Below are 24,939 nucleotides of genomic sequence, written 5' to 3'. Positions count from 1 at the left end.
TGCTGGAGGCTTTTAAAGGCTGCCTAGATAAGGGAGCTAGAGAAATTGCCTTTGTAGGCAATGCAGGTGAAGAACGTTGCTATCCCCAGAACATAAAACAACCCACTGCATGGGCATAGTCATCTCCATTGCGTTAAGCAAATTCCGCTTCTTCTCGGATTATTCCCGCAATGGGCGGAATTATCTCAACGGTTGAGTTTCGCTACTGCCTCGCAGATGATCTGCCACGATCGCTGACCGTGACCATGACCCGCCGATTGCTGACCGCGATTCATTGAGCGTGAAATTTTTATTGTGAGCGGACTTGGGCTATGTAACACGCCTCTTTTTGGTCGTTCCGCGATCAGCTTGCCTGCTCCGCGAGCGCCGCAGTGCCAAAGGCGATCGAAGGGGCTGGTTTGGTGTGGAATCTACTCTTCAGTGTTACGGATTGAACCGCAGTTTTGGGAGCCGGGGCGGCAGTTTGTTCGCTATCGGGAATTGCTCAAGGTTCAACCAAAGGCGGGAATTGGATGAGCGTTTATCCCCTACTTGTTAGTTGATCGAAGGAAACTGTCAGAACTGGGTACTCAACTTGAGGACAGAAGCCTCAATTGGATAGACTAGCTACTGCCCCCAATCTCCGCCCAGCAAACGGTCTATGAACTGCCCTGATTGTGGCTCAGCTCGTACCACTCGCCTGCAACGCACAACCAACCTGGGCTATAGCCTGTTTCGCTGCAAGGATTGTTACCGCACCTTCAACGAACGGACTGGTACTCCCTTCAACTTCATCGAAGTGCCCACTGATATTGTGTTTCAAGTGCTGCTATGTCGGCTGCGCTACAAGCTGAGCTTTCGTGATATTGCCGAATTCTTCCTGCTACGAGGGTTCGAGTTCACACATGAAACGGTGCGGGATTGGGAAGAACGCTTTGCTCCTATTTTTGCCGAGCAACTGCGAGCCAAACGTAAGGGAAAGGTTAGGAAGGTCTGCTTTGTGGACGAAACGTACATTCGAGTTGGAGGGCGGTGGTGTTACTTATATCGAGGGATCGATGAGGACGGCAATTTAGTCGATGTGAGGTTGAGCGAGACACGAGACATGGCGGCGGCGAAAGCGTTCTTTGCTCAAGCGCATGAGTTGGCAGAACAACCCCCGCAACGAGTCGTGACAGATGACCACCCAAGCTATCCGAGAGCGATCGCAGAAGAACTGGGAGCAGGGGTTGAACACGAGGTCAGGGACTGCAGGGGAAATCCGATTGAGCAGAGCCATCGAGGAATAGAGCAACGCTACTATCCCACATTAGGATTTGGAGGGTTTGAATCAGCGCAGCGATTTTGCCAAGCTTATGATGAAGTGAAGAACTTTATGAGACCACAGCGATGTATGACAGAAGTCGTGTCTCTATCAGAGAGAAAAGAACTGTTTGTGACAAGAGTTAATGAATTACAAGTGATATTCCAAGCTGTTTAATAAGGAACATGGGAAAGGGGATTTATTTCTGAAAAAGAGACGAGATCTGGATACTCAGTTCTGACAATTTCTTTAAGCTTTGGTCATTCAAAATACTGCCTAGCGCCCGAATCGGTGCGCGAGTCGGATCAAGGCTGCGTAGCGGCAACACTGCTCCAATTTTACTCAGAAGTGTTTTTGATGCTGCCGCTAAATCCTCAAGAGGTGACAGCAAAGCTAAAACTTTTCATAGACAATGGCTCTAGCGGTTGGGCTTCCACTAAAAATCAGCATTCTCTTTTGTGTTCTGTGGTACGCCCTTACTTGTAAAAGCTCGAGAAATGCCGTTTTTAGACCCTGAAACTACTTGTGAACGACTACGTGAACAGTGATTCTAGCTTGATACTGAACGCCTGAACCTGTTGACAAGTAAGCTTTTGAAGTCACTGTCACCCCCTGAGCGCTAAATCACCTCCAGCGGACCGCGACAGCATTTCGACACCTAGCATTAGAGCAGCAATTTCATCACGAGTTAAAGTTAGAGGCGGTAACTCAAAATCTTCATCCAACGCGTAACCGACTCCAGGCTCACCGTAGACTGGAATACCGCTTATCAAAAGATCATTGATATATCGGTATATTGTACGCACGGAAACACCAACTCGTTCGGCAAGTTGCTCTGCCGTAATCGGTTGGTGAGATCTGATGAGATTCACTAATTGGAAAAGGCGGTCAGCTTTCCTCATTTTGGATATCGCGTGATCTTAATCTTTGAGCAGCATAACGACCCAAATCAGCAGCGGCAGATAACCTTGAACTTGATACCAGCACCCTTCAACCATCTAATGCGTTTGAATTATTAGACCGTGCTGCATCATCCCCGATCTCTGCCCTCCCCCAGCTGTGATTCTAGTAAGCTTTCGATCTGTCGCAAACGCTCTGCTGTGGAGCCTCTGACTTCCAGAATCATTGGGCGACAGAAGCTGAATAGGTTGAGGTCATCGCCGCGAAGAATATCGACGAGCCACTCATCTACTGCAATCCTGAGTGCTTGATCTTCCGCAGCGAACATGACATTGCTATCCATCCCATCGAGCGGTAAAAACACAATCAAATCCAGAAGCTCGATTCCATCCTTCACTCGATCGAGCGATTGTTCAACCAGTCGTGTCGCCTGATGATCGATGCCGAGGTCGTCGAGAGCAAGCAGGTATGCCATAAAATCGATGGGGCATCGCTCATAGATTACCCTTTCACTGGGCGGGTAACGACGCAATCGGTCCATGTTGAATTCGAGCTGTCGATAAAAGTCGTCGGCAGAAGGGTCTGCTGCAAAGACTTCGCCGTAATCCTCCTGGAGGACGGTGTAAGGTTCAGGCTCGTGGGCAAAGTCAGGGTGAGCAATTAAGAAGTGATCGATGAGCGTGGACTTGCCAGAGCAATGCGTTCCTGAAACTGCAACTCTCATCGGTACAACCTCTGAGTCTCTTTTCGGTGATAGCCACAAGTACCCGTCCCGTCAGTCTATCACCCAGGATCACCCGACCCGCGCAAGCTCACCCCGAAGATCGGCGTACGACGGCCGCGCGGTGTAGCAGAGACGTTCCCTGTCCTCATGATTGCAACGCACTGCGTTCAGCAGAACAACTCAAGCACTGCATTGTCCTGATAGTGTGCAGTGCCCCTGCCATCAAGGGAGATTAGCTCTTGCCTTTACCGCGCCGCTTCCTTTCCTTGTCTTCGGACTCACGGAGTGCCACTCGTGCTGAGTGTATGCCTGCCCAGAATCCCAAGAGAGTGCCTGGCAAGATCTTCCATGAGAGACCCAGCCCAACGAATGCGAGCTGCGGGCGGGGCGAGAAGAGGACAAGAATAAAGAGCCCAACGATGAATGCCACACTGATGAACGAGAATAAGAACGAGACCGTTGCCAAGAAGTACTTCATCGTTTCCTCCCACTCCGCCTTCGATCGCCGAACGTTCCGCTTCACCCGCTGGCAGCAATCTTTGGCTCTAACTAATAACCTTAATTCGGTCGTGTTCAAGCGGATTGTTATATCGTCTTACCGCCAAAGCTACCCCTTAATGTCAAGTTGCTAACTGCATATGCAACAGAGGAAGAGGCCTACCTGAGCTATCCAATTCCGAACGCCCCTCTACTTTAAACCCCATTCGCTGATAAAACCCTACTGCTTGTTGATTCTGCTCGTTCACATCAACCTTTGTGGAACCAAGTGCCCTGATAGCATGTTCCAGCAGTCGTCGCCCGATGCCTTGCCCTCGCCACTGAGGATGAATGAAAAGCATTTCAACTTTGTCTTCCACTACACCGATAAAGCCAACAACCTGACCTTTCTCATCGCGCACACTGGCTAGTTCTGTTATATGGGAAAGCGCATCATATACTAGTGGCTTGAAGAAGTGAATGTCAGTTTCTGCTAAGAACAAGTGAGTTGCACGGACAGAGGCTTCCCACACTTGGACTACACGCAGAAAATCTTCTGAATTGACTGGGTGAATCCCTTCTTGTAATCTCATATCATCCTTAACATTCCTTCTGATTGAGAACGCTCAACTGGTCGATATAACAGTTTATAATGCAGACTTTATCTGTATATCTCCCCATATCGGGTAAATCAACAGCTTCCCTGCTGTATATTTTCCTAAAACTGGTAGATCAACAGCAGCCTTGCTGTATGTCTCCCCTAAGGGGCTGGATATACAGCAGGATTCTGGGTATCCGCTTAAGTCATCCCGCCTGCGGCTGCAATTGACCCTGTAATTAATGACACAAAGCTCAAGGCTGTAGAGATGCAGAAGCAGTTCCCATTGCTTGACTTCCCAACCCTTCAACGGAAGGATGCAGGTTGCAACTTCGAGCATTTGTACTATAATTTCGGTGAAGAATTCCTGGAAGTCCCATGAATAAAGGCGAACTGGTTGATAAGATTGCGGAAAAAGCAAACGTGACCAAGCGGGAAGCAGAGGCGATGCTGAATGCGCTGACTGAATCGATTATGGAAGCTGTCGCAGATGGAGAGAAAGTGACGCTCGTTGGCTTTGGCACATTTGAGGCGCGGCAGCGCCAGGAGCGCGAAGGACGTAATCCCAAAACTGGTGAAGCGATGACCATCCCGGCAAGCACCGTCCCTGCCTTTTCCGCAGGCAAACTCTTCAAAGAAACAGTCGCAGGTTAACCCGCAAAACAGTCTTGGGCACAAGAACACAATCCCCCGATCGAATTCTGGTCGGGTTTCTTGTCTGAGTCGCTAGATGAGCCAGTGCCTTTTGAACGTGCAACTGTAACAATCGCCCTATCGCTAGGTAGAAAGGAATTACGGTTGCCAGCACCTAATCTGAGAGGCAATGCTTTGTTCAAACAGCGCTACCTTGTATCCTCTCTGTTCATCCATCTCTTAGACGTTGGTGCTCTCAACTCAATGGATTGAGGGCTTTTTATTGGCTCAGCTTGTTGAAAGGCTGACATTCAAAAATCATCAGTCCAATCATGAACCAATCAGCACTTACCGGCAAACTCTAAGCTTCGCTGGGTTCAGCCGCAAGTGCAATCGCCTCATCCAGCTTTTTGCCAATGTAGGTACTGGTCATTTTCTTGCCCTTCCAGTGGTAGGCGTACCAATAGGGACCATGCAGTTGCCCTCTAGCACACTTGCACTTCTTCTTGCCGCATTTCACGCCTTCTAGTCGATAGAGCGTCGTGCCGCTTTGAAGGGTTTGAACGACCTCTCTGCCCTTCTTGACCGGGACTTGTGCGGCGACTGCCTGCTGCTTTTCTTCCTTAATGGTTGCCTTCAGCCAGCCTAAAAGGATCTCTTTGTCTTTGAGGCTGAGCTTGAGAATTTGCTGCTGGAGTTCTTCCCTGGGAGAGAGCGTTTCTTGAAGATTGGGTGTCGCCATTGCATCTTATGTAGTTTTTACAAGACATTGCTAGCTGTATTGGTTATACTCAAATCCTACATAAGAACATTGATTCTGGGTTGTAGCGATGCAACAGTCCTCACTGGTCTCCTCACCTGCTCGACGGGTAGTCGCTCGGTTACGGTCCGAAGGTTGGGTCGATTGTCCCGATTTAAGCTTTCCTGCTTTGTGGCAATATTCTGACCGCACTAGTCTGCGATCGGTTGTTGTGCAGCAGCTTCAGCAGGTAGGGCAGTGGATGTGGGAACGGGATTTGCAAGTGGCAATGCTGGTGTTCTCGATTCCAGCGCACGAGTTTCAGATCCACCCGTACCTGAAGGAAGTGCTGAAGCAATTGGAGTGGGAAGGAATTATCGAGATTGGGTTGATTGAGCCAGCAGGTGGACAGGAGCGCCAGACGGGACGCGCTGTTTTGCTGAGAGCGATTGATGCGGCTTGAAGGTGATGATGGATAGGAGGGGCAATAGATGGATCGAACTGAGTTTTTGTATCCCCGCAGCCGTTATCGGAGTGAGGTGAAGCCAGAGCAGTTAGTGTTCAATGCCAACCTTCAAGAGTTTGCTCAGCGTGTAGGGTATATTGCCAACCTGGAGACGGCAGGGAAGCTGTCGCCGGAGGAGGCGTATGAGCAGATTGAGGGGCTGTGGCAGCAGTTGCAGCGCAGCAAGCAGGGGTTGGGGATTGGGACATCTGCTTGAGGAATGACGGGTTTAGCAGCAAGCGCGATCGCTGTTATTCGAGCCTGAGCATTGCCTCGATCGGTTCTGGGAAATTGGGTGCTGGAAGCTTAGACTTTTTCCCAGAACTGCAAACAGGAGGAAGGGGCTGTTCTGGGTATGAGAACAGGGAACCCTATGAATACCCTGCTTAAACTGTGGCTGGATGAATGACTCTATTTGAGCGATCAGTATTGATTTCAGCTTGATTAGGTAGGAGCCTCACGCCTAGCTGCTAAGGAAGGGTAGGGAACGTCACGTTATATTTCAGTTCCGTTGCTGGGATTCAGAAGTTAGAAACTTAGTGAGAACCCGCAATCGTCTTGTTTAGAGGCAAGCTCAAAGCTTGAAGTTTTGGACAAGGCAATCTGTTGATAGACCCAATGATTTGAGTCATAGAGATAATAGAGCTGCCCATGCTGAACTCTCCTTTGTTGCGATCGCCCTATGTCTCAAGCTTTTACCCGTCGAACGTTTTTGGGTTTAACTTTGGCCGTTTGTGGCTCAAAACTTCTTGCATCCTGCACCAACTCAACATCTTTTCAACGCTTAACAGTGGAAGCAAACAAGCGGTTTTTGTTGAACGTAGATGGGCAACCGTTCTTCTATCTGGGGGATACGGCTTGGGAATTGTTTCATCGCCTTAATCGAGAGGAAGCGGTTCTTTATTTGCAGGATCGTGCCAGTAAAGGGTTTACTGTCATTCAGGCAGTGGTGCTAGCAGAATTAGACGGATTGGGACAATCCAATCCCTATGGTGATGTGCCCCTGAGTCAGAACGATCCAACTCGACCCAATGAAGCCTATTTTCGTCATGTTGATTTTGTTGTTGACGAAGCAGAAAAACGCGGCTTATTTATCGGTATGCTGCCGACTTGGGGCGACAAGTGGAATAAAAAGTGGGGAGTTGGACCAGAAATTTTTACTCCTGAGAATGCTGCCATCTTCGGTGAATATTTAGGCAACCGCTATAAAAACAAACCAATCATTTGGATTTTGGGGGGCGATCGCAGTCCTGAAAATGAAACTCATCTTAATATTATTCGATCAATGGCAAGGGGCTTAAAACGAGGAGATGGGGACAACCATCTAATCACCTTTCATCCTCAAGGTGGCAATAACTCAGCAGCATGGTTCCACAACGAGGATTGGTTAGACTTTAATATGTTCCAGTCTGGTCACAGTGAACCCAATATTGCCAACTACGAAACGACGACTGCCAACTATACGCTAACTCCTATCAAGCCCACCCTGGATGGAGAACCCTGTTATGAAGACCATCCGATTGCCTGGAAGCCGGAAAATGGTTGGTTTGATGAGTTTGATGTTAGAAAAGCCGCGTATTGGTCAATGTTGGCAGGGGCGTGTGGTCACACCTATGGCAACCACAACATTTGGCAAATGTGGCAACCTGGTCGTGGACCGATATCTTCTGCAAGAACTCCCTGGCGAGGAGCACTTCAACATCCGGGTGCAACTCAGATGGGCTATTTGCGGCAGCTATTTGAGTCTAGACCATTTACTAAACTGGTACCTGATCAATCCTTATTGATGAGCGATGCAGGGGAGGGGGGCAATCGCATTCAAGCCGCTAGAGCAGAGGATGGCAGCTTTGCATTTATCTATACGCCAACTGGAATGCCAATTACTGTAAACCTGGAGAAGATAAGAGGGAACACCGTTAGTGCCTATTGGTATGACCCTAGACAGGGAACAAGGAGGGCGATTGGTCAACTGCAAATTGCAAACTCACAAGAATTTACTCCCCCAAGTCGTGGACGAGGAAATGATTGGATATTGGGTTTAGATAGCGATACGTGATTCTAGTAGATACTTTGCCTTTGATCAATTGCCAGCGCTTGCGGCTGCTCCAGCTTTGGTATATGTCGTCGGAAGGGTAAGAATTTGACCTCAATCGTGGGTTGTGCTGGTTCCGGCTCCGGTGCGGGCGAAGCTGGAGCGATCGGAGCCTAACAGTAAGATGCACGTTTCAGACTCGATCGCTTTACTATACTCTGGGTAATGAATTGCTGAAATATCGATGAACAAAGGTGAACTGGTAGATAAGATCGCTGAAAAAGCAGACGTTAGTAAGAAGGAAGCTGATGCCATTCTGACAGCTGCGATCGAATCTATTATGGAAGCGGTTTCTTCCGGTGGAAAAGTAACGCTGGTGGGCTTTGGTACATTTGAGCCACGCCAGCAGCAGGAACGAGAAGGACGCAATCCCAAGACTGGGGAAGTGATGACGATTCCTGCCAGCAAGGTTCCGGCATTCTCGGCTGGCAAACTGTTCAAGGACAAAGTTTCAGAATAAGAACCCTCTTAGGCATAAATGCAGCAGTAGCCTCAGCCGATCGCTTAAGTTAGGGCGATTGGCGTTTTGCATTCTTGTGCGTAGCTACTGCAGGAGCAAGTCAAACATTTCCAGGATTGTGGTTAGCTGTACCAGCCCTGTTAAGTAATCAAATGGCACAGGTGCTGGAGACGCTCCAAATGGGTTTGCAGTCACCGGGGCATGCGGCATTTGTGGGACAGTTAGGGAAACGAGGGTAGAGCATATTTCAACCCCATCCTCGATCGGTTCTGGGAATGTTGTTGCTCTAGGTGCAGATCTTTGCCCAGAACTGGCATGAGAATTATGGTTAAGCTGAGAAAGTAAGGACAGTAGTTTATTCAGAACCCAGTGATAATGGCAGTTGCGACAGAACCCCTAAGAGGCAAAGCTCTTTTAAGCAAATTAAAGGAAATTCCGACACTCTCCAAGTCAGAGAAGGCAAAAGCCTGTGGCTATGTCACGAGAACGAAAGACAGGGAAAGGGCGAATTTATCAGAATTCATTGAAGCTATTCTGGAAGCCCAAGGCTTAGCCGTTGAGCCAGAACAGGCAGGGGGGAGGGGTAGAACTCCAACGTATCGTGTTTCTGTTCATACCAATGGGCAAATTGTGATTGGGAAAGCCTATACCGAGATGATGGGACTCAGGTCAGGGGATGAGTTTGAAATTAAGCTCGGCTATAAGCACATTAAACTGGTGCTGGTTCAACCTGCTGGCGGCTCGAGCAATGATGAGGAGTAATCTCTGAGGTGACTGCTAAGCCGCATCAAACGATGCCGCTGAACATCACCTTCTGCCACCATGAGCTACATTAGCTACATTAATTTATTGCTCCGGCTAGCTTGCACTGAAGCAAACCTCCCTCCTCGACCCTGTTCTCCCACTTATAGAAAAAGTAACCCCTGACGAAGGGCGATCGGGATAAGGGTTAAGCAAACAAAGCCAATCACTCCAACAGCACCTTGAGCGGCACAGCACAGAAGATAGCTGAACAGCTCAATACGAGAGGTAGTCTCAGTCGAATTGGCATCGATCGCAGCCAACGAAGCGGTAGCAGACAGCTTTTCTATCTCAGTTGTAAAACTCATAGATAAAAATCAATAAATGCCTTCTCTAGCATCAACATAAATGAGCCACAAGTAAAGGCATAAGGAATGAGCATCTGCAATGAATTCTATTACCGATCGCTATGGACTGCCTCATCGACAATGGCTCCAACACGATCAAAGTCCCGATGCCGGCTCAATTAGTCCGTATTGATATTCAATAAATTGGGTCAGAAATAGCCTACGCCAGCACAATCCATCCTCCGCTATCGCATCAGGGTGATGGTGATTGCCTGTTTTGTCACCCTTCTCGGACTGCTTTCACGCTCTTCGCTCCTGTCATCAACCTCGTTTCTGGGGCAGTATAGTGGTGATACTTTGTGGGCACTGCTGGTGTACCTGCTTGTACGCTGGCTTCTGCCTCAGCAATCAATATTGCGATCGGCGATCAGTACGGGTCTATTCGCGCTGGGAATTGAGGTGAGCCAACTCTATCATGCGACATGGATTGATGCAATTCGCCACACCCAGTTCGGAGGTTTAATTCTTGGCTTTGGATTTCTGTGGAGTGATTTGATCTGTTATGCGGTAGGAATTAGCATTGGTGTTTGTTTGGAGCGAGTGCTCCTGCAAAAACGATTTCAAAGGTAAGGGCGGTCGCTTTCATGCGAGTCCGATGGAGCAGACTAATATCTAGATGACTTTGAAGGAAAGGCGATCGGGGCGTGAGTTCAATTGGGTGATATGAACAAAATGCAGCTTCGGTCATCCCAGCCTATGAAAGCTTGCAAGCTGAGGAAATTTACCGTTGGCTGTTTGGACTAATACCCGATTGCCTCACTAAGGAAAGTGCTTCGTATTAGCATTTATGAGGTGGCAAGGAAAGAATCGATCGCTTCTAGAATAAAGGGAGGCGAATCGAGGTCAGCGATATGCCCTCTCACTTTCCGGGCATTAACCCCTACATCGAGAATCCGGAGTTTTGGTCTAAGGGGTTCTGTTGTAAAAACTTCTATAGCTTTACGGAAAAACGTTCGGACAATGTTTGAAGGCAGCATCGACACAAACGCGAAAACTGTCAAACTCGTCCCAGCGTTGGCGCATCCAATTCTTGAGCACGAACCACCAGCGCTCGATCTTGTTCAAGTCCGGCGAGTAGGGCGGCAGATACCAGAGTTCACAACCTGCCTCAGCCACCATTTCCGTAATCACTTGCGAATGATGGAAACTGGCATTGTCAATCACAATGACATCGCCAGGCTGCAATTGTGGAATTAAGCCTTGCTCCAACCACTGCTCGAACAAGTCGCGATTACAAGCACCTGCATAAGTCATGGGTGCAAACAACTTGTCTAATTTAAGGGCAGCAATCCAACTGACACGCTCGGTGCGTTTGCCGGACTTCAGTGCAGGAAAGCGTTGTCCGACTGGGCAGTAGCCGTAGAGGTAGTCGTCTCGATTATCGACCCCTGCCTCATCGACATACACGATTTGCTCAGGCAACTTTGTCGCCAATCGTTCTACAAAAGCTTGCCGCTTATCTTCATCGCGCTCTCGGTAGCCGTAGGTCTTTTTTTTCGACTCACGCCAATCTTCTTCAAGGCATCACTGATATTTTGCTGCGTCACATTATCACCCCATAACTTTGCCATCTGGGCTTGCGTCTTATTGCCATGCTGTTTTATGAATGCACGAAAGCGCTTCCAGTCGGTGATTTTGTGCCGATTGCCCTGCTGATAGCCAGTAATGGCGCGACAATATCCAGTTTGCTCTTCCCGTTCTAGCCACCCATATAGGGTGCTGCGGCTAATGTTAAACATTCGACACACTGCAGTCTTGCCCTCACCTCGTTTGACCGCATCAACTGCTTTGCGCCGCAGGTCATCACTGTAGGGGGAAGGCATCGGCACTCCTAGACGCTTGTTTCTCGCTAGCTTAGCGTTCTCACCTGATCTCGTAAAGCTATACCTGGCGTTCGCCTACGACCAGCGCAGTGGTGAGAACTGGACGATTGTGAGCGATGAGCCGACAAACTTGCAAACCTTTGCTCAATACCGACTCCGGTTTTGTGTGGAGGAATCATTTTTGGATTTGAAGTCCAACGGCTTTAATCTCGAAGCCTCCAGGTTGCGGGACAAGTTTGCCCTTTCCCAGTTATGCGGGGTGATTGCTTTAACAATGCTGTTTCTGGTACTTCAGGGAGTGCAGGTTGTCGTTTCAGGTAAGCGTCGCCAAGTCGATGCTCACTGGAATCGAGGGATGAGTTATCTCAAACTTGGTTGGAATTGGATTCGCCTTGCCATCACTCACCATTGCAAGATTGATGTTCATCCGTTTCTATCGTCTGCACTAGACCCGCAACCTGCTATTGCATCCAAGCGACAATACGATGATGGTTTTAAGCGTGAATTCACCATCCTCAGCCGCATCCCAGCCTCTTAGTTTTGTCAGTCAAGCAGACTGGCACACTGTAAATCGTCATTTTGCCAAAAAAGTATTAGGACAGTGAGAGGGCTGTAACCAAAGGAAAAGCTGAGGGTAGAACGTTGCTGGGCTTCAAGGCGATCGCTCAGCAGACTGAGTGAGGCAAGCAACCACTTGAATCAATCGCTCTGGTTCGATTGGTTTCGAGAGATGCTGTTGAAATCCAGCTTGCAGGGCTTGTTGCTGGTTGAAGTCGCCTGCGTAAGCAGTGAGTGCAATCGCCCGAACTTGTCCGCCTTGCTCTGGTGGCAGTGCTCTCACCTGTTGCAACAGCATATAGCCATCCCTATCTGGCATCCCAATGTCACTCAGCAGCACTGTTGGCTTAGCTTGAATGAGCATGGTTAGTGCTTCATTAGCGGTCGTTGCGGTGAGTACGGTTGCGCCCGCTTGCTCCAACACAAACGCCACAAACTCTCGTGAATCTGCTTCATCATCGACGACCAAGACCTGAATCCCATTCAAGTCAGAAGATGGCTCTGACGATCGACTATCGTGATCAGGGATCGCCTGGACAGGCATGAATGGCAACCTGGCGGTAAAGGTTGCACCCTTCCCTACCCCTGCGCTTTCGACTGCGACCGTGCCACCGTGCAATTCGACTAAGTGCCGCACGATCGCGAGTCCTAATCCCAGTCCCCCAAACTTTCGCGTTGTGGTAGCGTCGGCTTGGCGGAAGTATTCAAACACATAGGGCAGAAAGTCAGGCGCAATTCCCTGTCCAGTATCGCTAACCGTAATGTGAGCGTATGAATCTGAGCCTTCCAACCGAATACTGATTTGTCCTCCTTTGGGCGTGAACTTGACCGCATTAGAGAGCAGATTCCAAATCACTTGCTGCAACCGAGTAGAATCTCCGGAGATCAGACCCACCTCTGGTTCAAGGCTAGCCTCTACTTTGATTAATTTGGCTTCTGCTGCCAGCCGTACCGTTTCCATCGCGGCTTGGATCAGAGGGGCCAGATTGATCGGACTGATGTTCAGGTTGAGCTTGCCTTGGAGAATCCGGGAGACATCTAGCAGATCTTCAATCAATTCCGATTGAAGTTGGGCGTTGCGTTCGATTGTCTGCAATGCCTGCTGGGTTTTGGCTGCGTCTAGCTTGCCGTTCTGCAAGAGTTTTGCCCAACCCAAAATCGGATTGAGGGGCGAGCGCAATTCATGGGAGAGCACTGCCAAAAACTCATCTTTGATCCGATTGGCGCGATCGGCTTCGGCGCGGGCGGCTTGCTCACGAGCCAAGAGCTGTTCCCGTTCGCTGGCAGTCTGTCGTTGTTCAATCAGGTCAGCGGCTTGGCGAGCGAGTAAATCAAGAAACTGCAACTCGCGATCGTTGGGTGGGTGCTGTTCATGCCAATGGGTTGAAACCATGCCGATCGGTCTGCCTGCACGGGTGGTCAACGGCGTGGACTGCCCAGAGAGATACCCAGCCTCTACATGCATTCGCATTGAACCATCGGGATCTTCGCTCTCAAGCACATTGAAGTCAACGAAGCTGCGATCGCCGTTCCTAAGGGACATGCCGCAAGGTGTGTTAGAACTTGCATCCATACGATAGAAATGCTCGTTCATTGTTTGCTCAAACCCTTGCGTGGCGAGCAATACCAGCTCTTGCGTTGCTGCGTCAAAGATTTGCACTGTGCCGGCATCTGCCCGTGTGAGCGCGATCGCCGTAGACAGAATCTCTTGATACAGGGTTTGGATATCGCCTTCAATCACAAGCCTTGCCCCCAGTTCGCGGAGTCGCTGGGTATCTTGAAGGTCTGCTGCAACAATTGCTTCAGCGCGGGCACGTTCAACTGCTGCCCAGGTGCGTTCGGCAACTTCTTCTGCTAAAGCCACTTCATCTTCTGTCCAAGCGCGCGGTTCAGTGGTATGAACTGCCAGACCCGCAACAAACTCGCCGTCCTTGATTAGTGGGATGCCGATGTAGGCACCAATCTGGATGGCAGCGTAAGTGGATCGCTGATCTGAGGACAGGTTGGCGTCGGTTTCTACATCGGGCACGGATACGGTATGACCCGCACAGTACTCTGCGAGCAGCTTGGGACCGAACGAATCAATAGGGTAACCACCCACGAGTGCAGCGGCACCGTTAACGTAATCGCGCTCAACCACGTAATCCGTGCCGCGAACCTCGAAGTATGCCACGCGGTTTGCATTAAGATATTCGCCCAGCACACAGGTCGCAGTTGCTTGAACCTCTATCGGGTCAGCCAGGGGGCGAAGTGCGTCGGCGAGAGAGACGCGAAAAGCATCTAATTCAGCGGCACGGTGCAACCTCTCTTCTGCTTGTTTGCGATCGGTGATGTCATTGAAGAGAAGCGCGACCTTATGCTCATGCGGTTCGCCAATGCGGAAGGCGTTCGCGTCAAACCAGCGACCCATTACACGGGAATAATCAGTGAACCGAAGTGATTCACCCGTCATAGCGACTCTGCCGTAAAGGTCAATCCAGAACGGCTCAATGTCTGGCACAAGTTCGTGAATGGTTCTGCCGAGGGCATGCTTAAGCCCAGTTTGCTGCTCGAAAGCGGGGTTAACCTCGATAAAGCGGTAGTCAATGGGCTTTTGCTCTTCATCGAAGGTTAACTGCAAGATGCAAAAGCCTTCGTCCATCGACTCGAACAGCGATCGATATTTTGCTTCCGATTTGCGCAGGGCAGCTTCTACCTGTTTGCGCTCAGTGATATCTAGCACGACTGCCACGACCGACTGCGGCTTCCCGGTGCGATCGCGGATTAGGGAGACATAGTTGTTGACCCAGACGATCGAGCCATCCTTGCGGATGTAGCGTTTCTCGATCTCAAACGGTGTTCCTTCAGTCACCATGCGATTGTAGAGTTCGACATTACCTGGCAAATCATCTGGATGGGTAATGTCAGTCATTCGCAGCTGACTTAGTTCGGCGGCAGAATAACCCGTGATATCACAATATTTCTGATTCACGATCGTCAGTTTGCCACCAATCTCGCTATACGCCACGCCCGTCACTGCCTGGTTGACAATCGCTCGATACCGCTCCTCCGAGTGCCGCAAGTTCTCCTCTGCCTGTTTGCGATCGCTCAGATCAACAGTGACTGCCAGCACGGTGCGTGGGTGTCCCTGCTCATCATCAAGGCGCGTGAGATTGCTGTTAGCCCAGACGATTGTTCCATCCGAGCGCAGGTAGCGCTTATCGAACGAGACTGGCTTACCCGTCTCAACCACTTGTTGAAAGGCCTTTAAACTTTTGAGCACATCTTCAGGATGCGTGACATCGGGTATGCTTACCGCTAATATTTCCTCCCGCGATTGCCCCAAGATCCGGCATAGCTTATCGTTAACGCGCTGAAAATATCCATCTAGCGAGATCTCAGAAAGCCCCACCGCTGCTTGTGAAAAGATCGCAGATAGCTGCTCCTCACTCTCCTGCAAGCGCTCCTCCGCCTGTTTGCGTTTGTCTTCGCTCTGCTTGCGTGCGGTAATGTCTCGCGAAATGCACAGCAGTCGTTCAACTTGCCCCGCTGCTCCTCGAATGGGGCTTACCTTGCTATCCCACCATCTAGGTTCACCGCTCAACGTCGGACGATAGCCTTCAAAGGTGCAAACTTCGCCTGTCCTGGCTTTGACGATCGCCTCAATTGCCACTTGCTGATCTGCTCCCTGCCAAAATTCTGCCCAAGACGTGTTGAGAAAGGGCGTGATATCCTTGATGCCCAGCAACGCTTGTCCTGCCGGGCTCATCAGCAGAATTCGCCCCTCTAAGTCCAACACCTTGATGCAGTCATCGCTACTGGCGAGAATCTGCTGATTAAACTCCTCGCTTTGTTGCAACGCTATGGCCGATGCCTGCTGCAACTGCTGCAGACTATGCAGCGCAGAAGCGGTAAAGCCACCCAGGCTCATCATCAGCCGCTGATCCTCGGCATCAAAACGCCGCTCCTCGTGATGCGACACAATCCAAAGCGTGCCCAGTGCCCCATCGTTGACGCACAGTGGAATGAGCAATCCTTCCACAACCGAGAACTGCGGGTGATACAAGTAGGTGAAAAACCGCTCAGGATAGCTGTATAGCTGGGGCTCGTTACAAGCAAGAGTTGTGCCACAAGGACTAAAGTTTCCAGGAGTCGTGCTCTGCTCTAACGCCTCTAGCGCACCCGCGATCGCCACCCACCGGAAAACTGAGGTGCCATCTGGCGCGGTTTCGAGTAAGCTAACCCCTACCGTATCAGCTCGACAAAGATCGAGTGCCAAGCGAACAAGCGTTTTCAGCAAGGACTGTGGCTCGTCCATCAGGTGTTGAGCAAGGGTGCGAAGCGCTTGGCTTTCCGCTGCAAAATCAGGCTCTCGTGCAGGGCGGCTGGCCAGTACCCCTGTCATGAGGACATCCACTTCAGTGATTTCCCGAGAACTTGGGGTAGAATCTCTGCCTGCAAGACCAGAGCGGTGGAGGCTATCGGTCATCGGCTCTGTGTCCTCGCTCTGAGAAGTATTTGACGAGCAAATCTTTGCCACTATCGCCCATCTGATGCAGCAAGTGCTCAATCTGCTTCAACACGATCGGTAAGGGCTTGGTTCGTCCATTCTCCCAACGATTGACGCTTTGGAATGAAACTCCTAACCTCACAGCAAACTTGGCTTGCGAGAGTGCTAGGCGTTGTCGCGTTTCCCGCACCAGATCTGCTAGCTCTGTTTGACCGATCGTGGGCATAGAGTACGAATATTAAATTGCCTTTCTACTAATACCACATGGTATATCGATCATTCTCTCTCCTATGGGGCAGGGAATACGGTTGTGTCGCAAATACTTTTTAGTGACAAACGGAGTATCTCGTTTGCGTTTCGTTAAGCGCTAATTCTGAAGAGTGCTTCAATCAATTTTACTTGAGACACACTGTCCCCTTTGCTGATTCCCTTGACTTGTCCTTTGCGAATCAGACTCATTGCTTCAATTCCGTTTAAGGTTCGTCCTGCCGTGTTAAATGAGTCGAATCCCATCCTTAGTTAGGTCAATCGCTTGATGTTGCGGTGAGGCTGCTCAATGATATTATTCAGGTACTTGCTCTGCCGTAATTCCGTCTTTGCTGTGAGCGTTTCATCGCCTTTCAAGGCTTCGACTGCTCCTGGGTAGGCAGCGTTCTTGTCCACCGTAATTACTCGCGGCGTTTGAGGATGAGTCGCCTTGAGAACTTTGCGGAAAAATCTTGTGGCTACCTTGCCATCCCGCGATCGCAATTTAGGGTGAGGCTAGAGAAAATTGAGCTTCCCCACCTTATCATTTGTGCGACACAACACACTGGAGGGCAGGGGGAGAGTATAGTCCTGCTTACCTTACCATTCGCTGTTTTTTGCGTCACAGCCCGCTATAACGACTACGACTATAATTCGGCTGAAGAGCATAAAAGAGGAGTACCTCACGACACGGAGCACTCCTCTTATTATTGAATGGATTATGCGATCGCCAAACTGTTCAAATTACCGCTGTAACCTGTAATTTCGACAATGGCATCTGCTGTGGCAGAAAATCCATCTATATTGTCATTCAACGCTACAAAGGTGCGCGTATTTCCTCCAGTACCAGAGGTAAAGACGGCAGCGTCATTCGCTTTAAAGGTGCCAGCCGTTAATACAGCCGCAATTCCCGTTTCTGTTAAGCTGCTGACTGCACCTAACTTAACGACATTAGCAGCACTGACCACATTAGGACCGTCGATGATGTCTGTTCCAATTTGCAAGTCAGTAATGCGATCGAACGCACCGAGCAGTGAGTCACTGAGGTTGGTATAGCGGAACGTATCAGTACCGTTACCGCCCGTAAGCTGGTCGGCTCCAGCCCCACCGATCAGGCTATCATCGCCATTTCCACCGAGGAGTGTATCATCTCCAGTTCCACCCATCAGCGTGTCAGTTCCGTTGCCACCATCCAGGTAATCTGGACCATTATTGCCCATGAGCGTGTTGGCTCCATTGCCACCTAATTGTCGGGTTCCAATCAACAGATTGACGCTGCCTGTTGTGGTGCCCCCCTTACCGTCACTGAGGCTGTAGGTAAAGCTGCCCGTGCCACCACTTGTGGGACTAAAGGTGACAAAATCATCAGCAAAATTTGCAGGAGTACCGTTGTTGTTTAAGCTTACGGTACCACTGATCGCATTATTCACTCCAGTAATGGTCAAGACATTTCCTTGATCAACATCACTATCGTTAGCGAGAAGATCAGCAACGGAAATGGTTCGTGGGGTGTCCTGAGCCGCTGTAAAGAAATCTGCTCCAGCAACGGGTGCTTCGTTGACATCCGTGAGACTCAGGGTGAAGTTGGTGCTGGCGTCGGGCGTATTACCTACAGTTGCATCATCAACGTTGACGGTTACAGCATAGCTAGCTTTTGCTTCAAAATCGAGGGATGTATCCGCTTTCAGGTACAGCGCACTGCCATCCATTTCAAAGAAACTAGCATCGGTTCCGCTGAGGCTCAGGGCATTCGTGCCAACCTCATCATCAGTAATGCCAATATCTGCTACCTTGATGCGGCTGGTAGTGCTGGTATTCTCAACTAAAGTCGTAATCGTGTTGGTGAATATAACGGCTGTTGGTGCCTGGTTAGGAACTGCCAGATTAAACCGTGCTAGCACTGGATCATGGTCGCTCACCTGGTCGGCAAACTCAGAGTTAATGTGAACCACATCAAACCCGTCTAAACGGTTCAACAGGTTGTTGCTGACTAGAATGTGATCGAGGGTCTGAGCATTTCCTTCAAAGTTATAGGTATAACGCTCGTTCGCTGGCAGGGTTTCTGCCAGAGTATTGAGTCCAGCACTTTCTAAAATTGAGAGTGGGTTTGAGAATTCAAAATCGTTCAAATCGCCTGCAACGACAACATTGGCGTTAGGATTGATTGCTAGAATGCTTTGAACAAAGTTCTTAACAAGGGTAGCTTGCTGGTTACGCTGCACTTCGGAGTTGAGGGTTGGCGGTTGATTGGGACCAAACAGTGGTTGATCGCCCCCCTTCGAGTTGAAGTGGTTGCCAATCACATAAACGGTTTGCCCATTAAAGAGAAATTCACCCACCAACGGCTTCCGGCTTGCGTTAAAGGCAGAATTGGTGGGGTCAATTAATCCAGGGCTAGCAGACAAATCAGGAATACCATCACTGCCGATGTCCGTAACGGTTATGTTGGATGTAGAAGTACCACCGGGGCGATCGACAAAGCTAACTCGATTGGGATTGAACAGGAAACCAACCCGAATATTGCCACCAGGTTCTCCTCCATTGGTGTCGTCTACTGGATTGACTTGACGGTACTCATAACGAGGACCCCCAGCAGCGACGATCGCGTTAATCAATGTTTGGTAGGTCAGACTGGCATCTACCACACTGTCATTGGTGGGACCATTATTATCCTGAACTTCTTCCAGGTTGATAATGTCAGGCGATTGTAAATTATTCACAACCGCGGTTGCCAAGGCATTGAACTTGCCAGCACCATCACCGGGGTCAAGGTTCTCGACATTAAAGGTTGCAACCGTGAGTTGATTTGCAGTGCCCGTCAAGTTAGTCACTTCTCTTTGCAGAGATGAGGCTTGTACGACAGTAGGTGCCGTTGATACCAGGACTTCGTAATTGTTGAAGTCGTAATTAACCACCCCAGTAATCGTACTCAGTTGGGCACCCACATCTGCTGCCGGTAACGTGACCGATCCATTAATGAGGTCATCAATCTGAATCCGTTCTGGATTAAAGTCTGTTTGTGTGATCAGGCTGCCACCCCGAACCGTGCGACTGGAGGCATTCGCTCCATTGTCTGCGAGTACCCAAGTTTCCTCAGAAGTCCCGAAGTTTGCTGTAGGAGATGTGGTGATAGCGTTGTTGATCTGTACTCGCATTCCCTCTAGTCTTTCGTAGAAGTCAATGCCATCCTGCGCTGGATCGAAGGTGGTAGCACCTGTTTCGATGTTGCCTGTCGTGTCGTTATCAATAACTTGAGTAGGAACTACCCGTCCACCGTTGCCTAGAATAGTTGCCGTTGGCAGCGCATTACCACTCGACAAGACGGTGATGGAAGGACTGGTAATCCGCGTAACCGTGAGGTTATTGGCATTGTTGCCAGGACGAAATTCCGCTACCGTGCCGCCAACCTGAATCGAGTCTCCTACCGCAACCGTTGGAGCCGAATTGGTGAACACGAAAATGCCTTCAGATGTTCTGTCGTCAGCGTCAGGATTGGGGTCTTGTAAATAAAAGCCATTTGTGGCAACTGCTGTAACGATACCTGCTACATTACTAACCGTTTGCCCAACTAGAGGAGAACGGTGAGATGTGCCTTGAATGTCACGAATGCGGATGGTCGGTGATGGAGGGGTGTCATTGTCAGCGATCGCCACATCTGCCGCAGTCGCTGCACCCAAATCGTAATCAGCCGTATCAACCACCGTCAGAGTAACGGTTTCGCTACCTTCAACCTCAGCGTCATCAACTGGCGTGATGGTGACATCCACAAAAGATTGTTCAGCCGCGATCATTGCAGTACCCGTTAAGGTAGGCGTATAGTCTCCTGCACTAGCCGTCCCGCCAACAGAATAGCTAACCGTTAGAGCATTGGCAGTATCACCAGTGCGAGTGATGCGGAAGGTTCCAGGATCCTGATTTGCTTCGGCAGCATTGGCATCGGCAGCAGTAATAGTGACGGTTGGAGTGGTTGGTGAAGTAAAAGAAGAAGCCGTCAAAGAAAAGTTGTCGATCGCCAAACCGTGATCATTTCCTGCATCGTTGCGCTCAATCCAACGAACCCAAAGCGTATCACCTGGTGCCCATGAGGTCGAAATTGTGCCTCCCCGACCACTGACTAGACCAGCTCCGTTGCCGTCTACCGCAGCAGCGCTGGCAGTGGCAATAGGGGAAAACCAATCAAAATTGCTACCTGGGGCAATCCAGGTTGTGACTGTATTAAAACTAGACCCAAAGCCATACTCTAGCACCATCGGTTGTGCAGATGTATTACCACCATTGCGCCACTGCTCTCCATCAAACGACAGGGTGAAGGATGAGAAAGTTGATTCAGATGTATTGGTTGCACCAAAGGCAATCCAACCTGCGATCGCACCAGAAGCTGGGCTACCGAAATAAGTAGCTCCAGAACCCAACCCCCCTAAAGCGCGATCAGTCATTGTTCCTGTGGTTGGTCCGAAGCTATAAAAACTTCCAGTATTACCAGTTCCAGTGCCCGCTGCATAAGTTGTGATGGTTGTGCCAGAGGAATTAAAAAGCAACCAACCTGGCAATAGTGTGTCGTTAGTCCAAGTATTAGTCGTTCCTGAAGTCAGCAGGCTGTCGAAGTTTTGGGAGTAAGAACCGTTGAAGTTAATAGGCATAAAACTTTTCACAAAGAAGTAAATGTTCAGTCGAGACGGAAGGATTCAAGTTGCGAAGCTAAAAAACAAGTCAAAAAGCGATGCAAGTTAACTCAATGACGCACCACAAACTCTAAAGCAAGGAATCAAAATTACCAAACTGGCTTGTAAGTTTGTTAATCAAAGGCTTGAACTTTAAGAGTTGCCATTACACATATTCTTTAAAAACTGTGGTAGTGGTTAAGCTGAACGCGGAGGTAAGAAAGACATAACAGAAAACAAGCAAAACAAACACCCTCATTTACATGGAGAATTTACAATTACCGTCAGCTAGTTAAGGTAAAAGCGTAAAGCTAACTAAAGCAAAAGCATAAAGATTAACTGCATTGAAAGGATGCGTGTTCAACTTCTTCAAAAATTACAGCTATAAATATCCTTGACCATTTTTGACGAGTAAGCTAAAGCTAACGAATTAAGCACTAGTAATTCTTCAGGTAATGCGCTTGAAATAACACAAGACATTTTGAGGAAAAATATGAACACCAAAACTGGATTCCGTAGCTATTTAACAATAGGGTTTTCACGGACACATGTTTGCACCAATACAATCTCTATTAAGATTGTGTGAAGTAATACATTTTGTGAGTGGGTTTTAATCTCTTGGTCTTTACTAAGGGCGAGCAGTTGTCTGTCCTTTGAGATTTGGAGTCTGTAGTTGCTGATATCGAGTATCAACCAGAAGATTTGATTGCAGGTGAAGGAGTTTGCAACTATCCCTATCATCGGTTGTGTCGCGAGAACTTTTTAAGGACAAGCGATCGGTATCGTTTGCGTTGCTCTAAATAGCAATGCCAAAGATTGCCTCAATCAATCTAACCTGAGATATAATACCTCAGATCTTGCAGCCTAGCCAGTAAGCCCAATCTGGCAGAGGTTTGAGTATGATTTCAAATCCATAGTTTGCAGCAATGTCAGATCGAGTTGAGATAAGTTTTAGCAACTCGAACCAAAGGACAGAGGGAAACCACACGGATAGGGTAAATTACTCGCTGCTTTCCAATTCAGGACAGGTGGTAGAGACCCTGGGTCAATCCAATGCACCAACAGATAAGCAATTAGTAAAAGCATCAGCCAACGATAGACTCCAAGCTTGGTGGATTGACCAAAACAATGCAACCCAAAGCGATGCTTGATGGTTTTGAAGAAGCCCTCAATAGCCCAGCGTTGGCGTCCGAGCCTGACCAAGTACACCTCAGAATAGGGATCAGAGCCATCCCAGAGTTTTCGGTTGCAGCGCATCCCGACTACTGCTCGCCATGACCGCTGCCTGACAGCGGCGAGAAAATCGACCGTGCCAAACTCCGTGTCTGCCAGCACAATCACGGTTCTCCCATGGTTTAGGGACAATGGTTTCCATAACCGTTCAGTCAAATCTTTCTTTCAGATTTTTCCTCCTTTTGCAACCCCTTGTTGAGACTGGTGCAAGATCTCAGTTAAGCTTCATGCCGTCGCTTCAGAACCATTTTCATGCCATGCTTTGGACGAAGAGTGAGCGAGGGTTCTAACACGACTGGCTCGTTGGAGGATAGGCAAAGGCGAAATTGGGATGCGATCGTCGCCACAATGAGTACAGCTTCCATCATGGCAAACGCCTTACCGATACAAATGCGAGGACCTGCACCAAATGGAAAGTAAGTGCAAGGAGGCAGCCGTTTCTGGAAATTATCCTTCCATCGATCTGGATTAAATTCCATCGGCTGGTCAAAGTAGCGAGCGTCGTGATGCATTAGCCATTGGCTCATAAACACAGTTGAGCCCGGTGGGATTAGATATCCCTCCAGCTCACAGGCTGCAATTGCCACCCGGCTCATCCCCCAAACGGGCGGGTAGAGACGCAGCGCTTCCAAAACAACGCGCTCAGTGTACTGTAGCCGCGAAATGTCCTGCAGGGTGGGTGCTCGTCCCTCCAGTACTGTTTGCAATTCCTCATGCAATCTGGCTTCGACTTGAGGATGCTGGTTGAGCAGGAACCACAGCCAAGTTAAGGCATTTGCGGTGGTTTCATGTCCTGCCAGCAGAAGGGTAGCTGCTTCATCGCGCACTTGCTGATCGGTCATCTGGCTGCCATCCTCATCGCGTATCTGCAGCAGGAGCGATAGCAAATCTCCCCGGTCTTCATGGGTTGATCGCCTCTCAGCAATCATGTGATAAATAATGCTATCCAGCTGGCGAATTGCATGTTGATAGCGAAGATTGCTGGGTGTTGGTAGCCAATTCGGAATCAAATACTGATTCATTAACTGGTCATTCACGTGAATGACCACATCGAGGACTGCGTGAATGCTTTCTTTCTCTTCAGCAACATCAACGTCTAGCAATGCCTTCGCAACAATCGCAAGGGCTAAATTCATCATTTCTGAGTGGACATCGCGCACTTCGCCGTCCTGCCACTGCTCCAGCAGACGCTGGGTATAGTCAATCATCAGGGTGCTATAGCTTGCAATCCGCTCCCGGTGGAACGCAGGTTGAACAAGGCGACGTTGCCGCTGCCAGAAAGTCCCTTCGCTGTTGAGCAAACCATTGCCCAAGATCCGTAAGCCTCGGCGATAGACACTGCTTTTTGCAAACTGATGCACCTGTGTAACCAGGATGGTTTCGATTAAGCTCGGGTGATTTACGGCGTAAGCAGGGAAGGGTCCAAAATTCCAGCGAAAAATATCCCCATACTGCCGTGCACAGTCACTAAAGAAACCAATGGGATCATGGTTAATCTCAGGCAGATGACCAATTACGGGACGGCCCTGAGGTCCAGGTGGAGGACGAAGTATCGGCATAATGCCTTGCAGCGTTTAATCGAGGATAACCACTACAGTATTCATGTTAACAATTCTGCTACAAACCGCTATTCGGCGGGAGAGAAACATTCTGAATTGATTGATAATCTCCTATGTTTTTGCAACATAGCTTCTTGAGCCTAAGTTTACGCAAATTCACGAAAACAGCCCTCTAGCTTATTGGGGATCGACGATCGCCAAAAAGACTACTACAATGATCGGTATTAGGTTGGTATACACAAGTCTCTTTTCTAAGCGAGCGCTTACGTCATCTCTTCTCGCGTAGCTAAGCTTGCTTAAGCTAATGAAAATAAGCAACAAGCAGTATTGTTTGGGCTGTCGCTACATAACCCTTAACGTAAAACCCTCAACAGCAAAAATCTTAAAAAATTATTTCTGACCAGCAGCATCTGGAGTGTAGTTGGCTCCATCTCTTTTTGATTCATCTTTAAGGGTGAAAGGTATCTGCCTACTTTTTGTCAGTGGTAGGTCATTGGGCTGCTGAAATTCATTTAAGTGAGGCAATTGAATCCAATGTTGAATTTCTCTCAATCCCAAGCATTTATTAAACCAGAAGCAAATTGTCTGGCGAGCTATGTTTTGGAGTTTTTAACGGCGATCGACGTCAAGCCACTCCAGCCTTCTTTTGCCAATTTGCCTGCTGACCCCTATCTGGAGGGCGGTTATCGGTTCCGGCGGCTTTCTCACTTCATTGTGAACGGCGATCGCTTAATTCAGCAGCCTCATCGTCGTCTATTTCAGAGTCGGCAGTATAACCCACTCCTGGGGGACGTGGTTCGAGAGTATGCCGA

At 49.2% G+C, this 24,939-nt stretch carries 24 protein-coding genes; 11 read left to right on the top strand and 13 right to left on the bottom strand.

Annotated features, from left to right (window positions below; genetic code table 11):
* Window positions 1–348 precede the first annotated feature (348 nt).
* Window positions 349–516 carry a hypothetical protein gene (locus H6F80_RS08260; protein WP_190791096.1) on the top strand — a complete coding sequence of 56 codons (168 nt, stop codon included), beginning with the start codon at window positions 349–351 and terminating at the stop codon, window positions 514–516.
* 124 nt (window positions 517–640) lie between these two features.
* The gene (locus tag H6F80_RS08255) at window positions 641–1,459 is read left to right on the top strand and encodes an IS6 family transposase (protein WP_190791095.1); all 819 of its coding nucleotides are present in this window, start codon (window positions 641–643) and stop codon (window positions 1,457–1,459) included.
* A 428-nt stretch (window positions 1,460–1,887) separates the two neighbouring features.
* On the opposite strand, the gene H6F80_RS30685 is transcribed toward H6F80_RS08255, so the two are convergent.
* From H6F80_RS30685 to H6F80_RS08240, 3 genes are all read right to left on the bottom strand, one after another.
* On the bottom strand, window positions 1,888–2,184 hold the full coding sequence (locus tag H6F80_RS30685; protein ID WP_190791094.1) for an HTH domain-containing protein: 297 nt from the start codon (window positions 2,182–2,184) through the stop codon (window positions 1,888–1,890).
* A gap of 128 nt (window positions 2,185–2,312) precedes the next feature.
* Entirely contained in the window at window positions 2,313–2,906 is a 594-nt protein-coding gene (locus H6F80_RS08245) for a DEAD/DEAH box helicase family protein (protein ID WP_190791093.1), read from the bottom strand.
* A gap of 620 nt (window positions 2,907–3,526) precedes the next feature.
* Window positions 3,527–3,976, bottom strand: coding sequence for a GNAT family N-acetyltransferase (locus tag H6F80_RS08240; protein ID WP_190791092.1), 450 nt, complete (start codon window positions 3,974–3,976; stop codon window positions 3,527–3,529).
* 383 nt (window positions 3,977–4,359) lie between these two features.
* Between H6F80_RS08240 and hbs the strand changes: the two genes are divergently transcribed.
* Entirely contained in the window at window positions 4,360–4,635 is a 276-nt protein-coding gene (gene hbs, locus H6F80_RS08235; RefSeq protein ID WP_190791091.1) for a non-specific DNA-binding protein Hbs, read from the top strand.
* A gap of 340 nt (window positions 4,636–4,975) precedes the next feature.
* Here the strand turns inward: hbs and H6F80_RS08230 are convergent, their stop codons facing one another.
* Window positions 4,976–5,356: a DUF6788 family protein gene (locus H6F80_RS08230; RefSeq protein WP_199296446.1), complete on the bottom strand. Its 381-nt coding sequence runs from the start codon at window positions 5,354–5,356 to the stop codon at window positions 4,976–4,978.
* Between the two features lie 88 nt (window positions 5,357–5,444).
* Here H6F80_RS08230 and H6F80_RS08225 point away from each other — a divergent pair, with 88 nt between their 5' ends.
* From H6F80_RS08225 to H6F80_RS08215, 3 genes are all read left to right on the top strand, one after another.
* Window positions 5,445–5,816 (top strand): hypothetical protein, encoded by a 372-nt coding sequence (locus tag H6F80_RS08225; protein WP_190791090.1) that lies wholly within the window; start codon window positions 5,445–5,447, stop codon window positions 5,814–5,816.
* 28 nt (window positions 5,817–5,844) lie between these two features.
* Window positions 5,845–6,075, top strand: coding sequence for a DUF7219 family protein (locus tag H6F80_RS08220; protein WP_190791089.1), 231 nt, complete (start codon window positions 5,845–5,847; stop codon window positions 6,073–6,075).
* A 465-nt stretch (window positions 6,076–6,540) separates the two neighbouring features.
* Entirely contained in the window at window positions 6,541–7,914 is a 1,374-nt protein-coding gene (locus H6F80_RS08215; protein ID WP_190791088.1) for a glycoside hydrolase family 140 protein, read from the top strand.
* A gap of 90 nt (window positions 7,915–8,004) precedes the next feature.
* Here H6F80_RS08215 and H6F80_RS08210 read toward each other — a convergent pair whose 3' ends face one another.
* On the bottom strand, window positions 8,005–8,142 hold the full coding sequence (locus H6F80_RS08210; protein ID WP_190791087.1) for a hypothetical protein: 138 nt from the start codon (window positions 8,140–8,142) through the stop codon (window positions 8,005–8,007).
* Here H6F80_RS08210 and H6F80_RS08205 point away from each other — a divergent pair.
* Window positions 8,135–8,410: an HU family DNA-binding protein gene (locus H6F80_RS08205; protein WP_190791086.1), complete on the top strand. Its 276-nt coding sequence runs from the start codon at window positions 8,135–8,137 to the stop codon at window positions 8,408–8,410. The genes H6F80_RS08210 and H6F80_RS08205 overlap by 8 nt on opposite strands.
* 375 nt (window positions 8,411–8,785) lie before the next feature.
* Entirely contained in the window at window positions 8,786–9,172 is a 387-nt protein-coding gene (locus H6F80_RS08200; protein ID WP_190791085.1) for an AbrB/MazE/SpoVT family DNA-binding domain-containing protein, read from the top strand.
* Window positions 9,173–9,315: 143 nt separating this feature from the next.
* Here the strand turns inward: H6F80_RS08200 and H6F80_RS08195 are convergent, their stop codons facing one another.
* Complete coding sequence (locus H6F80_RS08195) at window positions 9,316–9,519, bottom strand: hypothetical protein (RefSeq protein ID WP_190791084.1); 204 nt, start codon at window positions 9,517–9,519, stop codon at window positions 9,316–9,318.
* Between the two features lie 240 nt (window positions 9,520–9,759).
* Between H6F80_RS08195 and H6F80_RS08190 the strand changes: the two genes are divergently transcribed.
* A complete protein-coding gene (locus tag H6F80_RS08190) occupies window positions 9,760–10,128 on the top strand; it encodes a ribosomal maturation YjgA family protein (protein ID WP_190791083.1) in 369 nt (122 codons plus the stop codon).
* Between the two features lie 369 nt (window positions 10,129–10,497).
* Here H6F80_RS08190 and H6F80_RS08185 read toward each other — a convergent pair.
* A protein-coding gene (locus tag H6F80_RS08185; protein ID WP_190791082.1) for an IS630 family transposase occupies window positions 10,498–11,381 on the bottom strand; the annotation gives its coding sequence in 2 pieces (ribosomal slippage) (window positions 10,498–11,052 and window positions 11,055–11,381; 882 coding nt in all).
* Between the two features lie 16 nt (window positions 11,382–11,397).
* Between H6F80_RS08185 and H6F80_RS29745 the strand changes: the two genes are divergently transcribed.
* Complete coding sequence (locus H6F80_RS29745) at window positions 11,398–11,919, top strand: hypothetical protein (protein ID WP_242067231.1); 522 nt, start codon at window positions 11,398–11,400, stop codon at window positions 11,917–11,919.
* A 114-nt stretch (window positions 11,920–12,033) separates the two neighbouring features.
* Here the strand turns inward: H6F80_RS29745 and H6F80_RS29740 are convergent, their stop codons facing one another.
* The 6 genes from H6F80_RS29740 to H6F80_RS08135 all read right to left on the bottom strand — a co-directional run bounded on the left by H6F80_RS29740 (window position 12,034) and on the right by H6F80_RS08135 (window position 24,127).
* Window positions 12,034–16,407 (bottom strand): PAS domain S-box protein, encoded by a 4,374-nt coding sequence (locus H6F80_RS29740; protein ID WP_242067230.1) that lies wholly within the window; start codon window positions 16,405–16,407, stop codon window positions 12,034–12,036.
* The gene (locus tag H6F80_RS08155; protein WP_190791081.1) at window positions 16,397–16,654 is read right to left on the bottom strand and encodes a helix-turn-helix domain-containing protein; all 258 of its coding nucleotides are present in this window, start codon (window positions 16,652–16,654) and stop codon (window positions 16,397–16,399) included. Before H6F80_RS08155 ends, H6F80_RS29740 begins: the two co-directional genes overlap by 11 nt.
* 293 nt (window positions 16,655–16,947) lie before the next feature.
* Window positions 16,948–17,178 carry a DDE-type integrase/transposase/recombinase gene (locus tag H6F80_RS08150; RefSeq protein ID WP_190791080.1) on the bottom strand — a complete coding sequence of 77 codons (231 nt, stop codon included), beginning with the start codon at window positions 17,176–17,178 and terminating at the stop codon, window positions 16,948–16,950.
* 215 nt (window positions 17,179–17,393) lie between these two features.
* A complete protein-coding gene (locus H6F80_RS08145; protein WP_190791079.1) occupies window positions 17,394–21,110 on the bottom strand; it encodes a DUF8508 domain-containing protein in 3,717 nt (1,238 codons plus the stop codon).
* Between the two features lie 1,176 nt (window positions 21,111–22,286).
* Window positions 22,287–22,700 carry a transposase gene (locus tag H6F80_RS08140; RefSeq protein WP_190791078.1) on the bottom strand — a complete coding sequence of 138 codons (414 nt, stop codon included), beginning with the start codon at window positions 22,698–22,700 and terminating at the stop codon, window positions 22,287–22,289.
* Window positions 22,701–22,786: 86 nt separating this feature from the next.
* Entirely contained in the window at window positions 22,787–24,127 is a 1,341-nt protein-coding gene (locus H6F80_RS08135; RefSeq protein ID WP_190791077.1) for a cytochrome P450, read from the bottom strand.
* A 534-nt stretch (window positions 24,128–24,661) separates the two neighbouring features.
* Here H6F80_RS08135 and H6F80_RS08130 point away from each other — a divergent pair.
* Window positions 24,662–24,939: 2OG-Fe dioxygenase family protein (locus H6F80_RS08130; RefSeq protein ID WP_190791076.1), on the top strand; the 278-nt coding region annotated here is incomplete at its 3' end.

Source organism: Leptolyngbya sp. FACHB-711 (assembly GCF_014695615.1).
GTDB lineage: Bacteria > Cyanobacteriota > Cyanobacteriia > Elainellales > Elainellaceae > Leptolyngbya_A.
The sequence above is the reverse complement of the archived record's forward strand: the minus strand, read 5'-3'. Positions and strand labels throughout refer to the sequence as shown.

What these genes read in the sequence shown, in the direction of transcription:
- H6F80_RS08255 (WP_190791095.1), top strand. Translation starts at nt 641, where the DNA reads ATGAACTGCCCTGATTGTGGCTCAGCTCGTACCACTCGCCTGCAACGC.
- H6F80_RS30685 (WP_190791094.1), bottom strand. Translation starts at nt 2,184, where the DNA reads ATGAGGAAAGCTGACCGCCTTTTCCAATTAGTGAATCTCATCAGATCT.
- H6F80_RS08245 (WP_190791093.1), bottom strand. Translation starts at nt 2,906, where the DNA reads ATGAGAGTTGCAGTTTCAGGAACGCATTGCTCTGGCAAGTCCACGCTC.
- H6F80_RS08240 (WP_190791092.1), bottom strand. Translation starts at nt 3,976, where the DNA reads ATGAGATTACAAGAAGGGATTCACCCAGTCAATTCAGAAGATTTTCTG.
- hbs (WP_190791091.1), top strand. Translation starts at nt 4,360, where the DNA reads ATGAATAAAGGCGAACTGGTTGATAAGATTGCGGAAAAAGCAAACGTG.
- H6F80_RS08230 (WP_199296446.1), bottom strand. Translation starts at nt 5,356, where the DNA reads ATGGCGACACCCAATCTTCAAGAAACGCTCTCTCCCAGGGAAGAACTC.
- H6F80_RS08225 (WP_190791090.1), top strand. Translation starts at nt 5,445, where the DNA reads ATGCAACAGTCCTCACTGGTCTCCTCACCTGCTCGACGGGTAGTCGCT.
- H6F80_RS08220 (WP_190791089.1), top strand. Translation starts at nt 5,845, where the DNA reads ATGGATCGAACTGAGTTTTTGTATCCCCGCAGCCGTTATCGGAGTGAG.
- H6F80_RS08215 (WP_190791088.1), top strand. Translation starts at nt 6,541, where the DNA reads ATGTCTCAAGCTTTTACCCGTCGAACGTTTTTGGGTTTAACTTTGGCC.
- H6F80_RS08205 (WP_190791086.1), top strand. Translation starts at nt 8,135, where the DNA reads ATGAACAAAGGTGAACTGGTAGATAAGATCGCTGAAAAAGCAGACGTT.
- H6F80_RS08200 (WP_190791085.1), top strand. Translation starts at nt 8,786, where the DNA reads ATGGCAGTTGCGACAGAACCCCTAAGAGGCAAAGCTCTTTTAAGCAAA.
- H6F80_RS08195 (WP_190791084.1), bottom strand. Translation starts at nt 9,519, where the DNA reads ATGAGTTTTACAACTGAGATAGAAAAGCTGTCTGCTACCGCTTCGTTG.
- H6F80_RS08190 (WP_190791083.1), top strand. Translation starts at nt 9,760, where the DNA reads ATGGTGATTGCCTGTTTTGTCACCCTTCTCGGACTGCTTTCACGCTCT.
- H6F80_RS29740 (WP_242067230.1), bottom strand. Translation starts at nt 16,407, where the DNA reads ATGACCGATAGCCTCCACCGCTCTGGTCTTGCAGGCAGAGATTCTACC.
- H6F80_RS08155 (WP_190791081.1), bottom strand. Translation starts at nt 16,654, where the DNA reads ATGCCCACGATCGGTCAAACAGAGCTAGCAGATCTGGTGCGGGAAACG.
- H6F80_RS08145 (WP_190791079.1), bottom strand. Translation starts at nt 21,110, where the DNA reads ATGACTGATCGCGCTTTAGGGGGGTTGGGTTCTGGAGCTACTTATTTC.
- H6F80_RS08135 (WP_190791077.1), bottom strand. Translation starts at nt 24,127, where the DNA reads ATGCCGATACTTCGTCCTCCACCTGGACCTCAGGGCCGTCCCGTAATT.